The 15,377-nt window shown below is 38.0% G+C and carries 12 protein-coding genes; 2 read left to right on the top strand and 10 right to left on the bottom strand.

Annotated elements, in window-relative coordinates; all coding sequences use genetic code 11:
* Window positions 1-497 precede the first annotated feature (497 nt).
* Window positions 498-3,446 (bottom strand): glycosyl hydrolase 115 family protein, encoded by a 2,949-nt coding sequence (locus EGI05_RS10850; RefSeq protein ID WP_123263064.1) that lies wholly within the window; start codon window positions 3,444-3,446, stop codon window positions 498-500.
* A gap of 446 nt (window positions 3,447-3,892) precedes the next feature.
* Here EGI05_RS10850 and EGI05_RS10845 point away from each other — a divergent pair, with 446 nt between their 5' ends.
* Window positions 3,893-6,463, top strand: coding sequence for a glycosyl hydrolase 115 family protein (locus EGI05_RS10845; RefSeq protein ID WP_123263063.1), 2,571 nt, complete (start codon window positions 3,893-3,895; stop codon window positions 6,461-6,463).
* 240 nt (window positions 6,464-6,703) lie between these two features.
* Here EGI05_RS10845 and EGI05_RS10840 read toward each other — a convergent pair whose 3' ends face one another.
* From EGI05_RS10840 to EGI05_RS10800, 9 genes are all read right to left on the bottom strand, one after another.
* The gene (locus tag EGI05_RS10840) at window positions 6,704-6,910 is read right to left on the bottom strand and encodes a YgaP family membrane protein (protein ID WP_123263062.1); all 207 of its coding nucleotides are present in this window, start codon (window positions 6,908-6,910) and stop codon (window positions 6,704-6,706) included.
* Window positions 6,911-6,933: 23 nt separating this feature from the next.
* Entirely contained in the window at window positions 6,934-7,137 is a 204-nt protein-coding gene (locus EGI05_RS10835) for a DUF6132 family protein (protein ID WP_123263061.1), read from the bottom strand.
* Entirely contained in the window at window positions 7,121-7,426 is a 306-nt protein-coding gene (locus EGI05_RS10830) for a hypothetical protein (protein WP_123263060.1), read from the bottom strand. Before EGI05_RS10830 ends, EGI05_RS10835 begins: the two co-directional genes overlap by 17 nt.
* 62 nt (window positions 7,427-7,488) lie before the next feature.
* A complete protein-coding gene (locus tag EGI05_RS10825) occupies window positions 7,489-10,716 on the bottom strand; it encodes an efflux RND transporter permease subunit (protein WP_123263059.1) in 3,228 nt (1,075 codons plus the stop codon).
* A gap of 95 nt (window positions 10,717-10,811) precedes the next feature.
* Window positions 10,812-11,900, bottom strand: a complete 1,089-nt coding sequence (locus EGI05_RS10820) for an efflux RND transporter periplasmic adaptor subunit (protein ID WP_123263058.1) — start codon at window positions 11,898-11,900, stop codon at window positions 10,812-10,814.
* 30 nt (window positions 11,901-11,930) lie between these two features.
* The gene (locus EGI05_RS10815; RefSeq protein WP_123263057.1) at window positions 11,931-13,238 is read right to left on the bottom strand and encodes a TolC family protein; all 1,308 of its coding nucleotides are present in this window, start codon (window positions 13,236-13,238) and stop codon (window positions 11,931-11,933) included.
* A 131-nt stretch (window positions 13,239-13,369) separates the two neighbouring features.
* The gene (locus EGI05_RS10810; protein WP_123263056.1) at window positions 13,370-13,804 is read right to left on the bottom strand and encodes an OsmC family protein; all 435 of its coding nucleotides are present in this window, start codon (window positions 13,802-13,804) and stop codon (window positions 13,370-13,372) included.
* A gap of 5 nt (window positions 13,805-13,809) precedes the next feature.
* Complete coding sequence (locus tag EGI05_RS10805; protein ID WP_123263055.1) at window positions 13,810-14,118, bottom strand: rhodanese-like domain-containing protein; 309 nt, start codon at window positions 14,116-14,118, stop codon at window positions 13,810-13,812.
* Window positions 14,119-14,183: 65 nt separating this feature from the next.
* Window positions 14,184-14,792: a Crp/Fnr family transcriptional regulator gene (locus EGI05_RS10800; protein ID WP_123263054.1), complete on the bottom strand. Its 609-nt coding sequence runs from the start codon at window positions 14,790-14,792 to the stop codon at window positions 14,184-14,186.
* Between the two features lie 393 nt (window positions 14,793-15,185).
* On the opposite strand from EGI05_RS10800, the gene EGI05_RS18215 reads away from it, so the two are divergent.
* Window positions 15,186-15,275, top strand: a complete 90-nt coding sequence (locus EGI05_RS18215) for a JAB domain-containing protein (protein ID WP_123263053.1) — start codon at window positions 15,186-15,188, stop codon at window positions 15,273-15,275.
* Window positions 15,276-15,377 lie beyond the last annotated feature (102 nt).

Below are 15,377 nucleotides of genomic sequence, written 5' to 3'. Positions count from 1 at the left end.
TAACAAATCACAAGAATAAAATCTTCTTTGTTTATAATTGATCTAATTATTTTTTTAAATAGTAGAATTGACATTTATAAAAATATGATCTGTTACACCGTTGCCCTAAATTTTGGGAACTATATATAGTTGAATGTACCAAATTATATTTTCAATATATTATTCACTAATATTCTATTAGTCATTGATTAAATCTTTATTCAACAGTTAAAGAAAGTTGGAAGCCAACCATGGTCTAATAATAGATATTGGATTATTACATTTACTAAAAAAATAATTTGCAAAAAACTTTTCAACTACAAGTGATTAAATATTAAAATCGGAATTGCTAATTCCTTTTTAATTTGGCTCAAACGAAGCAAATCATCGATAAAAGTGTTTGAAGATACGCTCATCTTGGGTCACAAACAGACAAACGGCGCCAAGTGGAGAAGGATGGCGCCATTTAACTTAAACCTTAGGAAGTTTCTGAACTATTAGAATAAACCATCAGTTCATCAATTTCTCTCGGGCGCTCCAAGATAACTTGGGTATTTATCATTAGGATTAACTATAATACGCTCCAATACGACTTCAGGATCGATCATATAAATTTTCAAAGTATGAATACTCGGTTTTTTCACATCCAGTGTAGCATCCAGCCAGCGCTGATTATCAAACACTTCGGTACGCCGAGGTTTTCCACGAGAAATCAAAGCATAGTTGTGTCCGGGATCCGGAAGAGGTTTCAATACTTTTGAACGACTAAGATTTTCAGGTGTATATTCTTTAAATTCATCGTGATAGCCCTTTCTGGCATCGAGTATAATAGTCTCACCGTTATCAATAGAAACCGCTATTCTTAATCCGCGGCCCGGGTTAACGTCCTGAGTAGGTAGAATTCCAAGTAAGACCTTCGCAGGACTGGCTTCAGGCAGAAAAATCTTGTACTCTAATCGCGGAGCTTTTTCAGGAGTTGAGCTTGACGCTGTTGTAGGATAAATACCCATACACGCTTCAGCCCTCCCCAATCCGGGCAAGACAATCCATTTGGCGTGATTTCCTTCTATATTAGCACTGAATTTATTTGCAGGAATAGAAAATTCACCAGAATATCCTCCATAATAACTGATTTTGCTTTTAGGTGCTGCTTTTTTTAGTGTATTTACAATTATTGGTACCTTTAAATTATTATGGTTAATTTCAATTATACCGTTACCCTTACCTTCAGGAGCTTTTTTCCAGTCAACATCTACATAAATGCGTTGTTCCGTCGCTGTGCTTCCTTTAGTTGCACTTAACCTTATCCAAGGCTGATCTGCTTTGGCCGTAAAGTGCAGTGAGCCTTTTCCACGATTGAAAATGTCGATGTAATAACGTTGCTTGTCAAGAATGTCAAATTGGGGCAGCTCTGCTTTTACTTCTGTTCCTGGCCAAGCATCGGTACTGCCTTCCACTGCAATACCCAATGAAGGTGAAGCCAACGGGATAACCTCATCAAGTGGAGGCAAACTATTCTCCTTCGGCATCGACCAGTGTTGGTAACCCAAATGCACGTCGCTCATCATATTTTTCCATTTGCCGCCAGCAATGGAATCATTGTAACGGGCGCTCAGTTTTTTATCCAGCTCAAAAAGTTCGCGGGCACGATTGGCATAATCATTAGCACTTACCCTTCCTTGTTTGGCATACAAATTATTACGGCCTGCTGACAAATAAATCTCTGCAACACCAGCTGATGCTTTAACCGGGTACAGTACTAACTGATAATAAGCATCCAATGCTTCTTTAGGCATTTTTTTCTCTAATATCTCCGCCTTTGTGGTAAGATCTTGCCACAGCTTTTGTACACGCTCTGCTTCATGGTAATTGACGAAACTGAAAATATTAGGATCCTGTACCTCCGGCTTACGCATAAGGTTGTATTTTGAATATTTTGAAACGAGATCTGCAATTTCTGATGCATGTTCTTTTCCAAAAATTGAAGCCGCCCAATCGGTCATGTAATCAAAAGTTTGGTCAGCTGATATAGCATCAGGATTCCAGGCATAGTGCATGATAAAATCGATTGGCATTTCCTTCGGTTTCAAGTCACCTACGTTAACGATCCAGATACGGTCGATGCCGCTTTTATACGCCAGACTGAATTGTTCGCGCAATTTTGGTACGGTGGTCGTGTTGACCCACCGGTCATTCCAAGGGCCACCGTTCATATCAATATGATAATACAATCCCATACCACCTTTACGTTTGAGTTCTTTTGCAGGTGCAGTACGGCGGATATAGCCCCAGTTATTATCGCAGAAAAGTAGTGTGACATCGTCAGGAACATTCATTCCGGCATCATAGTAGCGCTGTACTTCTGTGAATATTGCCCAGAGCTGCGGAACTTCTGCAGGATCTTTATCATAAACTTTTCTGATAATCTCTCTCTGATCTGCCACCACTTGCTTTAGGATTTTAATATTTTCGGCATCATCTCCCTTGCCCATCGCAACATCGCCGTCACCCCGCATGCTCATCGTAATGATGTTGTCATAATTCTTATTTCGCTCCAGACCCTCAGTCCAGAATTTCTTCAGGTTTTCTGCATTGGTAACATAATCCCACGGACCGATGTCGTTCTTTCGTTTGGTATATTCTTTCTGCGACCGCATCATGGGTTCGTGATGAGAGGTACCCATCACAATACCATATTCATCTGCAAGCACCGGACTCATCGGATCATCCTCGTTGAAAGCATTTCCCCACATGGCAGGCCACAGATAATTGGCCTTTAAACGGAGTAATAGTTCAAAAATATGGGTATAAACCTTAGAATTTATTCCACCAAAATGTTTGTTGGCCCAACCGGAAAATGAAGGGCTTTCGTCATTGATGAAAATACCTCTATATTTCACTTTAGGTGATTCCTGCAAATAGCGGCCTGCTTTAACATAAAGATTCTTGCTTTTTTTTACAGGAGCATCTGCCCAATAATACCACGGAGATACCCCTATTTTTTCAGAAACATCATAGATACCATATATCGTTCCACGCTTATCACTGCCTACAATGATAAGATTGTCTCCAACGGTTTGGATCAAGAAAGATTCCCATTTATTTTTTACGGCGTCTACATTCAGCTTACCATTGTCAACCAGCTGATCTATCAATTTACTTTTGCCAATAGTGCCTACAATTATTGCTCCATGCAAAAGCTTTGTATCTTTAACGACTGGTGAAACTACATCAGTCACTTTACGCACGTCATCACCCAAATCATTGGCTGCGCGAGTAATGCCTTTCCAATCATCAGGATCTACAACTATCTTTGCCGTAATTCCGTTTGCTGCAATCCGAAAAGAACCTTTTTCAGCAGTATGCTGTATATAATCAGGAAGTAAGCTTAGCGTATTATGAGCAGTTTGTGCATTTGTTAGTAAGCTAGTAAATAGTAAAACGAAAAAAGATAATTGTTTAAGCATAATTGATCATTGTGGAATTTATACTACTGTTTCAGACGCAGCATATCGGATTGAATGATAAATATATAAAATTAAATGTAATTTTTACAATTAATAAAAATTAGGATAACAGAAAGAATCTTTAAAATTAAAAATTGGGCAGTAAAGCATCATTGCCAAATCATACAAATGATGAATTGTAAAATGTACATAGCTATTTCCAACAAAAACATTCAACCGCTACATATCATAAATTACCCTGCAAAAAGCCGGAAAACCCTTATTTAGATAATGATTTTAATTTTTTTTCCAAGAAAAAAAACCTTAGTTTTAAAATTCCATACTTGGGAAAATCATTAGAAATTGAGATATTTTTTTAATTGTTTCTCCCCGGAACCAACAATAACGAAACCAGAATAATCGATTCTCGGAATACAATAAATTCCTGGTGTTTAATAATATTTAATATGAAAAATTATTTTACCGTACTGCTGTTAATACTCTCTATCAATTTGTTTGCATTAGATCATAAGAATATCGTTTCTAATGATCTTAAACCGGGTAACTTTCCATTGATAGAAAATGGCATTCCCGGGAAAATACTCATCGATGAAAATGACGACTCTGCCGTAAAAATCGCTGTAAGTAATCTTCAAAAAGATTTTGAAAAAGTTTCAGGACGACAAGCCGAAATGATGTTCTATCCTCAGTCTAAAAGATTGATTATCATCGGCAGTATTGGCAGTAAGTATATCAAAGCATTGATTAAAAACGGGAAAATCGATGAAAAAGAGCTGAAAGGCAAAAACGAAAAATATATAATGACCGTTGTTAATAATCCTCTGCCCGGCGTAGATGAGGCATTGGTAATAGTCGGAAGCGACAGACGCGGAACGGTGTACGGAACTTATGAACTCTCAGAACAGATCGGAGTGTCTCCGTGGTATGACTGGGCAGATGTTCCCGTTAAAAAACAACAAAATTTATCCATCAAACCAGGAAAATATACGGCCGGAGAGCCCGTGGTAAAATACAGAGGTATTTTTCTGAATGATGAAGCGCCTTGTTTAACGACTTGGGTACATAATACCTATGGCACAAATTACGGCGACCACCGATTTTATGCAAGAGTCTTTGAGCTGCTGCTCCGTTTACGCGCCAACTATCTATGGCCTGCCATGTGGAGCTGGAGTTTCTATGCTGATGACCTCAAGAATAGTGAGACGGCCAACAAAATGGGAATTATTATGGGAACTTCTCACCATGAGCCAATGGCGAGAAATCATCAGGAATGGGTAAGAAAAAGAAAGGAATATGGAGAATGGGATTATAGAAGCAACCAAAAAAATATTGATCAATTTTTTCGGGAAGGTATTCAAAGGGCGGCTAAAACAGAAGATCTAATAACGATCGGTATGCGCGGTGACGGCGATACGCCAATGGGTGGAAAAGAGGGAGAAGATCATAAAACAGTTCCAAATGATGAAGAAAACATCAAGTTGCTGGAAAAAATAATTCAGAATCAAAGGAAAATAATAAGGGACGTCACGGGAAAACCAGCAAATAAGACACCTCAAATGTGGGCATTGTACAAGGAGGTTCAAAAATATTATGACAAAGGACTACAACCACCGGATGATGTTATTATATTATTGAGCGATGACAACTGGGGAAATCTACGCCGTCTTCCCAGAGGAAAAGAAAAGAATCATCCGGGAGGATGGGGAATGTACTATCACGTAGATTATGTGGGCGCACCCCGTAATTCAAAGTCCATCAACGTAAGTCCTATCCAAAATATCTGGGAACAGACACAATTGGCCTATGACTATGGAGTAGATAAAATATGGATTGTGAATGTGGGAGATTTAAAACCAATGGAATATCCTATTTCACTTTTTTTAAATATGGCCTGGAATCCTAAAGGTTATAATAATGACAATCTACTGCAACATACCAGAGACTTCTGCGCACAGCAATTTGGAGACAATCAGGCGGATGAAGCAGCACGTATTTTAAACTTATACAGCAAATATAACGGACGGGTAACTCCGGAAATGCTGGATGCTGAAACTTACAATATTGAAAGTGGCGAATGGAAACAGGTTTCGGATGAATACCTCAAACTCGAAGCAGAAGCCCTGCGTCAATATCTGAGTCTAAATCCTGAATATAAAGATTCCTACAAACAATTGATCCTTTATCCGGTGCAAATGATGGCCAACCTGTATGAGATGTATTATGCACAAGCAATGAACCACAAATTGTACAAAGAAAACAATCCCGAAACCAATTTTTGGGCTGATAAGGTTGAAACTACCTTTAAGAGAGATGCCGATCTAAGCTACGATTACAACCACGTAATGTCAGGCGGAAAGTGGAACGGAATGATGATTCAGAAAAAGATTGGTTACACTTCCTGGAATGATAATTTCCCCAAAGATACCCTCCCAAAAATTTACCGTATCAACCCGGATAATACTTCAGGAGGCTATATTTTTACTGCAAAGAACAATGTAGTTGTAATGGAAGCCGAACATTATTTTGAATCTAAAAATTCCTCATCTGCCAACTGGATGACCATTCCATATATGGGCAGAACGCTGAGCGGTGTTGCTTTGATGCCGTATAGCAAAGATGTGGCTAATGCTTTCCTTTCTTATAAAATGAATATTCCAAAGGACGTTGATAAGGTTAAAGTTCATGTTGTTGTTAAATCCACACTGGCGTTTCATGATCCGAAAGGACACAAATACAGTGTAGGATTTCTCGGGACAGAAGAAAAAACCATCAACTTTAATCACAATCTGAATGAAGACCCTGATAATATCTACTCCGTGTTCTACCCTACCGTTGCGAGACGTGTAGTTCACAACGAAACTGAATTCCAACTGCCAAAGGCAGCGGATGGCCAGCAAACCTTAATCATCAAACCACTGGATCCGGGAATCGTATTCGAAAAAATTATCATTGATTTAGGCGGATATGAAAAAACTTACCTTTTTATGAATGAATCGCCCTTTAGAAGAACACCTTAGCGTTGAGGATACACGAACTTTACGGAGGTGGAAGGTGGCTATACCGCCATTAGCCAGGTTATGGCTAAATTAATAAAATAGGCAAAGGTTGGGATTATCTCCAAACACAATTTTAATCTTGGCTAAATGATGATGTAGGCGAAGTTTTCAGTAAAAAAATATATGTTGTTCATATAACTTGAAACAGTAAAATAAACCCTTCCATTAAGATAATGAAAGGGTTTACAATTTCAAAAAAATTTACACGGAACAACTTCCGCCATCTTTTTTCACTCCCAGCTTATTGAGAATCATATACATCAAACACCAATCGGTCAAGGCATGAATCCACATATTGACTCCCACAAATCCTGTAAGCCAAAACCAATTCTGATTGACATAAATTCCTAATAATAAACTCACTAAAATGAGGGTTCCTGCTACTGCGTGTACTATTCTTGTTTGCATAATATTCTGTTGTTTTTAATTAATCAATTAATATTTTTATCTTTTCCAAAAGCGGATATAAGCAGATAACCCATTATTGCTCCATAAATAATACTGCTGAAAGGACGGGAAGTGATTGCACAGCTTCCTGTACTGCAGCCAATGAAGTAATAATACTGATAACCTGCAACTCCTCCTGTAAAAGCTCCGATAAGCGATACGAATCTCTTTCTACTTAAAATTTTCATTTTCTAAATTTATCGTTGCCATATGAATCTGGGAAACGGTTTTCTGCTTTTGATTAAATTCGTTTACACTTTTATAAATATCGTCAATGCAATTGCAATCGGAAAAAACAGTGAAAAGCAGGGAATTTACCGCAATATCATTTGTTCTGAACCAATTGCTCATTTCGTTTTTATTGTTTTTAAAACCTTTTACAGATTGATAGGAAAAAGATTTCACTCCCGAATGCTTCAGGATATTGATGACATCTGCTTCAAATTCCTCTATTGCGGTGATTAATAATAATTTCATAAGATAAATTTTTAATTGTTGGAAACCTTATAGGTTTTAAAAATCTATGAGGTTTAATGGTTTTATACTTCAAAAAACTTGTCGTCAGATTCGGTTTTTTTCTCCCATTTTTTCTTTTCGGTAGCATAGTAAACCAGTGGCACGACAACCAGTGTAAGCAAGGTAGAAACAATCGCACCAAACACTAGTGAAATAGCCAGTCCCTGGAAAATCGGATCAAAGAGAATGATTACCGCTCCTATTACTACCGCTCCTGTAGTCAGTAAAATAGGTGTTGTTCTCACTGCTCCAGCTTCGATGATAGCCTGCTTCATAGGAATCCCTTCCTTGAGGCGAATTTCGATAAAATCAATTAAAAGAACGGAGTTTCTTACCATGACACCTGCCAGAGCGATCATTCCGATAAAAGATGTTGCAGTGAAGAATGCACCTAAAAGCCAGTGTCCTAAGACAATTCCAATGAGTGAAAGAGGAATGGCAACCATCATCACGATTGGTGTTTTGAAATTCTGAAACCAACCGACAATCAACATATAGATGATGATAATCACAACCGCAAAAGCAGTCCCTAAATCACGGAAAACTTCTAAAGTAATCTGCCATTCTCCATCCCATTTCACCGTATAATTACTTTCATCTTCCGGTTGATTCATATATAGCTCATTCATTGAATAGCCCTTTGGAAGCTGGATTTTTTTAAGCTTTTCGTCCATTCCGAGAATGGCATAAGCCGGACTTTCCAGTTTTCCCGCCATATCGGCAAGAACATACACTACTCTTTTTTGATCTTTCCTGTAAATCGTTTTATCCAATTCTTTTTCTTCCACCCTTACAAGGTCACTCGCCGGTACCATCCCCATTTGTCCTTTGATTTTAAATCCTGTAATATCCTGGATATTCGATTTATCAGCATTTTTCAGTTTCATTACAATATCTACGGGATCATTGGATTTTTCATCGTAAAGGTTTCCAATAGGATATTGTCCCATCAGATACGTCATATTACCTACAATGTGTTGCGGAGCAACTCCGTTCAGCATTGCCTTCTCTTTATCCGGAACGAGTTTAAATTCTTTCTGAGGTGCTTCTACCATCCAGTCAATATCAACAACATCATCTGTTTTCTTTAAAATATCTTCAACCTGTTTCGCCACTTTTATTTGACCTTCATAATCAGGTCCATAGATTTCCGCTACAATGGTGGAAAGAACAGGCGGTCCCGGCGGAACTTCCACTACTTTTACATTGGCTTCATATTTTGCGGCTATTTTCTGAATTTCAGGACGCATTTTTTTAGCAATATCGTGACTTTGCGCATCACGGTCTTCCTTATGCAAAAGATTGACCTGAATGTCTGCTGTATTGCTATTTCCACGTATATCATAATGACGAACCAAACCATTGAATGTAATCGGAGCCGAAGAACCAACGTAGTTCTGATAGTTTACAACCTCGGGAACAGTTTTAAGATATTGTGCAATATCCTGCGTAACTGCTGAAGTTCTTTCCAGGGTTGTTCCTTCCGGCATATCAATCACCACCTGAATTTCGTTTTTATTATCAAAAGGAAGCATTTTTACCGCAACCCATTTTGTAAAGAACGCTGCTATGGAAATCAGCAGCAAAACAACCGTAATCACCATCATCGTCCATCTTTTTGATTTAGAATCTAAAAGTGGTTGCTCAATTTTTTTATAAATTTTATAAATTCTGTTGGTTTCAAGGCCTTGCTCTTCATTATGATGTTGCTCATCTTTCACCTTTAATAAATGATAGCCTAGATATGGTGTAACCGTTAGTGCCACGAAAAGCGAAAGCAGCATTGCAATAGAAGCCCCGATTGGCATTGGCGACATATAAGGTCCCATCATTCCGCTTACAAAAGCCATTGGTAAAATCGCAGCAATCACTGTGAAAGTAGCCAAAATCGTAGGATTTCCCACCTCATTAATGGCATAAATTGCCGCTTGTTTGAACGGCAGTTTCTTCATATGAAAATGCCTATGCATATTTTCAGCAATGATAATGCTATCATCCACCACAATTCCGACCACAAAAACTAATGCAAACAGGGTAATCCTGTTCAGTGTATATCCTAAAATATAATAGCTGAATAAAGTTAAAGCAAATGTCAGCGGAACGGAGAAAAAAACCACCAAACCGCCTCTCCAGCCCATTGCCAGCATTACCAGAACAGTTACCGCCAAAATCGCAATGCCAAGGTGCATCAATAATTCAGAAACTTTGTGGGAGGCTGTTTCTCCGTAATTTCTGGTGACTTCTACGTGTACATCATTCGGTATGAGATTTTTCTTTAGCTCATCTACCTTGAGAAGAATCTGCTCAGAGATTTTCATCGCATCTGCCCCTTTTACTTTGGAGACAGACACCGTAACTGCCGGATACTCCGATTTGAATTTTTTACCGTTTTCTACCGAATTTCCATATCCGAAACTTACATAATTGGCAGGATCTGAAGCACCATCTTTGATAGTAGCAACCTGTTTAAGGTACACCGGCATATTCTGTGAGGTCCCAATAACGAGATTTTCCACATCTTCCGCAGAGTTGAGAAACTGACCTGTCGTTAAAAGATATTCTGAATCGCCTGAATCAAATTTTCCTGATTGGGAACTTCCATTATTGGCCTGAATCATCTGCATTACAGAAAGGGCATCTACATTTAGTTCAGCCATTTTATCTTTATCTAAAATGACCTGCAGCTGACGGTTTCTACCTCCAATAGTTTTGGTGAGAGAGACATCTTTTATTTTTTTGATTTCCGAAGACAATTCCTCACCGATCTGACGAAGCTGAAAATCATTGTAATTAGCATTATCACTCCACAAAGTCAGTCCAAGCATCGGAACATCATCAATAGAACGTGTTTTCACTATTGGTTCCATTACGCCTTTTGGAAAGATATTTTTGTTCTTCATCAGCTCATCATAAAGCTTGACATAGGAGCGTTCCGTATCTTCTCCCACATAAAACTGAACGATAATCATGGCCTGTCCATTCATTGCCATCGAGTGAATGTGCTCTACCCCTTTGATATTGGAAATAACCTTTTCCAGGGGTTTTACTACACGACTTTCAACCTCTTTCGGGCTTGCTCCGGGATACCCCACCATGACATCCGCCATCGGAATGATGATCTGTGGTTCTTCTTCTCTTGGTATTAGTGTCGAACTGTATACTCCGATAATCATCAAACCAATCATTAACAAAATGGTTAGTTTTGAATTGATGAAAAATTCGGCGATACGTCCTGCGAATCCTTTTTCCATAAAAAAATATTTTTAAATGTAACAATGAAGCAGTGTAACAATTCTTATTGCATGATACTATCATTGCTACATTGGTAAATTATTAGACTGTTAGATTATTTAATCTGCACTTTTGCACCGTTATACAATTTCCCCGTGGAAGAAACAATGTACTTTTCCTTAGGGTTTAAACCTGACAAGATTTCAATCTGATCTCCAATTGTTTTTCCTGTCTTCAGCCATCTTAAGACTGCCGTATTTTGTGAACTTACCACATAAACACCTGTGAGCTGGCCATTTTCTACTAAGGCTGTTTTAGGTACCATTATACTTTCCTCAAAGTTCTGGGTGATTTTTGCTGAGGATTTAATAGGAAACTGTACATTCACGAACATCCCGGGAAGTAAATTCGAAGCGTTGTGAATATTAACTTTCACCATATATTGTCCACCTGTGTTAGCCGCTGATTTGCTGATTTCGGAAACCGTTCCGGAAACGGTTTTATTCAAAGATTTCAAAGTAACCTGAACGGACATTCCGTTATTGATCTGGGTAATATTCTGTTCAGAAACCAGAACTTGAGCTTGCAAAGATGATGGCGATTCTATTGTTAGTAAAGGCATTCCCGGACTTGCCATATCGCCTTGCTCTACAAATTTTGCCGTAATAGTTCCTGAAATAGGAGCCATTACATTTGTATAACGGTATTGCGCATTGACTTCGTTTTTCATCTGTTGTGCAGCCTGCAATCCTGCCTGTGCCATTTCGTAACGGGCTCTCATATCGTCAAGCTCTTTTTGGGAGGCACTTTGGGATTTATACAAATTCTGGAATCTTTCGTAATCTTTTTTGGCAATGTTGTAATTGGCCTGAGCTTGGGAAATTTGAGCATTTGCCTGCCCGCCTTTTGCCTGAATATCAGTGGCATTAATGCTTACCAAAAGTTGCCCTGCTCTTACGTTTTGTCCGACTTCTGCCTTCATGGATGTGATATATCCCATCATTCGGGTAGAAACATTGACTGAGTTTTTGGCAACCAGTTTTCCGCTAGCTGTGGCATAAGGGTCTGCAAAGCTAGCTGTCGTTCGGTTTACTGAGACTATAATTGGCGCATCAGAATTCTCGGCGGATTTTTTTTCATTTGAAGAACAGCTTCCCATCAGAAACGCACTCAAGATCAAAGTTGAATAAAGGTATGTTTTCATTATTAAATTTTTTATATTTCCTTGCAATAACTATTTTTCTAAAAACTTCTGATATTCCCAGGCTACGCTGTATTCAAAAACAGCCTGCTGATACTCCAGTTCTTTTTGTGACATTAGCGTCTCTGCAGAAAGAAGATCGGCAGATTTTTCCAAGCCTTGATTATAGCGGTTTTTTCGGATCCTGTAGGCTTCCTGACTCTGTTCCCAGGCTTGTTTCGTAAAATTTACCTTAGATATGGCATCTTCAACCTGTCGACTGGCTTTAGTCAGCTCCAATTGGCTTTGTTTGGAATACTGCTCAATTTCCACCTGTACTTTGGAACGTTCTGCTTTGTATTTTTCCTGTTCGCTTTTTGATTTGAGTCCGTCAAAGACATTCCAGGAAAGCTGGATTCCTGCCAAATATCCGTTGGCATTGAACTGTGCCACTTTATTGTCATACATTTCAAAACTTCCAAACGCATTGAGCTTGGGAAGAAATTTTGCTTTTGATGATTTTATCAACCAATCGTAAGCTTCAAGCGATTTGTTGTAAGCCAGCAAATCCTTACGGTTCTGGTTGAGCTTGGTTTCAGAATTTAGAATATTTTCCGTGTATTCCAGAGTTTCCACGGGTTTCAAAATTTTATTTTCTGAGTTTTCATCCAAAAGAAAGTATACGTAATCAGAAGCATTTCTGATGTTGGATTTTGCCATTTGAATTTGACTTTCTATCTCACTGATTCGGACATCCATATACAAAACTTCAGATTTCTGGATCATACCGTTTTTATAATAATTGTCAATAACTTTCTTGTTCGCAAGGGTCGTTTGCTTTGCATTTTCCAGTGTTTCCAGCATTTTGTAAGCCAGCTGAAGCATCATATACGATTTCTTCAGCTCAAACTGAACATACTCTTTGGTTCTTTCTGTTTTGATAGTAAGGACATCTGCTTTTACCTGTCCTGCTTTTTTCTGATACACTGCATCCATATTGATGATCGGCTGCTGAACTTCTATTTTTGTCGCAAAATTGGAGATGCTTTTAGGGCTATTCAGATGATCAGGATTGAAATCCATCATCGTTATTCTTTCCTGATTGAGCTTTGAACCAAATGCATATAATGGATTATTGGTATTGGAAAAGGTATATGATGCACTCACATTCGGCAGGTACATTGCTCTGGTTCCCAAAAGTTCGGCTTTAGCAAGTTCAGCCTCCTTTTTTGCCATTTTTACCTGAAGATTATTGTTGATAAGTTTATTTTCCAGATCCGCTTTGGAAATAGGAATAATTTCTTGTGAAAAAACTTCTGAATAGGTTGTCAATAATAAAATAAGTATGGCTATTTTTCTCATTTCTCTAATTTTAAAGCAAAATTAGATGTATAAATTCTGTTGTACAGTGACCTTCATCACATAAGGGATTTTCTTTAAAATAAAAAAACCGCCTGTAAGGGCGGTAATAATATAAACTATGGAAATAAACACTACATCAATTTTATTTGCGGGATCATCGTTACTTTTGATTTCACAGAATTGGAGATCAAACAATTGGCCTCGGATTTCTGAAGAACTTTTTCTGCCTTCTCTTTTTCGGATTCGTTTTTAATCGTCACAATAGGTTCCAGAATCACTTCGGTCATCAGGAATTTACCTTCCACCTGCTCGAGTTTTCCCCTAGATTTGCATTCAAAATTGGAAAATTCAAGTTTTGAGTTTTCGGCTATGGCCAGAAATGTGGTCATCAGGCAGCTGCTTACTGCTGCTGTAAATAAATGTTCCGGAGACCATATCCCTTCCACTCCTTTCGGAAATTGAGGAGGTGTTGCTACTTCTATATTTTGGATAAGCTCAGGAGAAGACATCTCGCCTTTACGATCATTTGTCCATTTAACATCTACGGTATAATAATGTGATTCCATTGTTTTTAGATTTTAGTGTTTAAAATCATCCATTCACCGCCATTGTGTACATTCTTGTAACCATTATTCTGAAGAATACTTTTAGCCGAAGCGCTTCTCATTCCTGAAGCACAACAAGTGATAATGGTCTTATCTTTACTTAGCTTTGAGAGGTTTTTCTCCAGCTGATCTACAGGAATATTAAGGGAATTCTTAATGTGTCCGCCCGTATATTCGCTTTCACTTCTCACATCTACAATCACTGCACCTTGTTTTACAAGATCTGCATAATCGGTTTTATCCATTCCGAAAAGGTTTTTTATTGCATCTAACATTTTTATTATTTTTTAATTAACAATGCAAATCTATGCTAAGAAAAAAAGCCAGTCAGTGATGTAAGTTACAATAGTGTAATTTTATTTCGCGAAAGTTGTATTTTGCCTTCGGTCTCAATCTGTTTGAGAACACGGCTCACCGCTTCACGCGTAATTCCGAGTTCATCAGCCAGTTGCTGATGAGTTACATTAAGTTCTTTGGACTTGTATAACTGGGATTTTTGATTTAATAAATAGAGAATCCTTACGTCTACTTTTTGGAAAGCAATCGAATTGACCATCGTAACAAGATCTTCAAATCTTTTGTGGTAAAGTTCAAAGACAAAAGTAGACCATTCCGGATATTTTGTAAGCCATTCCTTGGCTTTAGCCAGAGAAAGCATCAGAATTTCCGCATCTTCCTCTACCACAGCCCTAACTTTAGAGGTATCCTGTGTTAACCCTGAAAGTATGGATGAGATACAGCTTTCGCCAGGAGTGAGATAATATAAGAGAATCTCTCTTCCGTCTTCCTCAGTACGTACCACTTTAACACTCCCTGACATGACAAGGGGAATGTAGTTTACATAGGAACCAATATCTAAAATGACGGTACCCGCAGGGAATAATTTTAAATCTCGACTCTCGGCAATTTCCTTCTTGAATTCCGGATCTAATATTTCATAAATATTCATTCTCAAATATAAATATAATTAACCATATACGCTTTTTTCTTCTAACCATTACCGCATTAATGTGACAATCAAAGGTTCAAAAAATTCTTATACATGTTTATCCTGTACAAATTTATGAACAATATTCAGTATTATAATGAACCTTTCAATATTGAACCGGTGAAAAGGCAGCTAAGGTATTGTTGCTAGCCAACGCTTGCACCACCAAAAGATTACGGCATAAACGGTATCCTCCCTAAAGGTACCCTCCAATATTCCGTTTCCTTTCAATTTTTATTCTTTGTAACACTTCATATCTGCTTTCTTTTTCCAGTTTTTCTTTTGAAAAAAATATTTAACTAAGCCTGGCTAGGTTTTGCAAAAAAAGGTGGAGAAGTGGTTGAAAACAAAAATATGCAAGTAGCCCTATTATCCAATGCATCTGCCATAATATTAGCATATAATCACCCATCAGGGAATTTTACCCCCCACTTGAATACTTAAAAATTACTCAGAGTTTAAAAAAGTGCATCAGAATTTTTAAATATTAAATTATTAGGTCATTGTATTTTAACTTAAACAGATTAGATGTTATTTGTCGATGAC

The organism is Chryseobacterium daecheongense (assembly GCF_003729955.1).
Classification (GTDB): domain Bacteria; phylum Bacteroidota; class Bacteroidia; order Flavobacteriales; family Weeksellaceae; genus Chryseobacterium; species Chryseobacterium daecheongense.
This window is presented reverse-complemented; position numbering and strand designations above follow the sequence as displayed.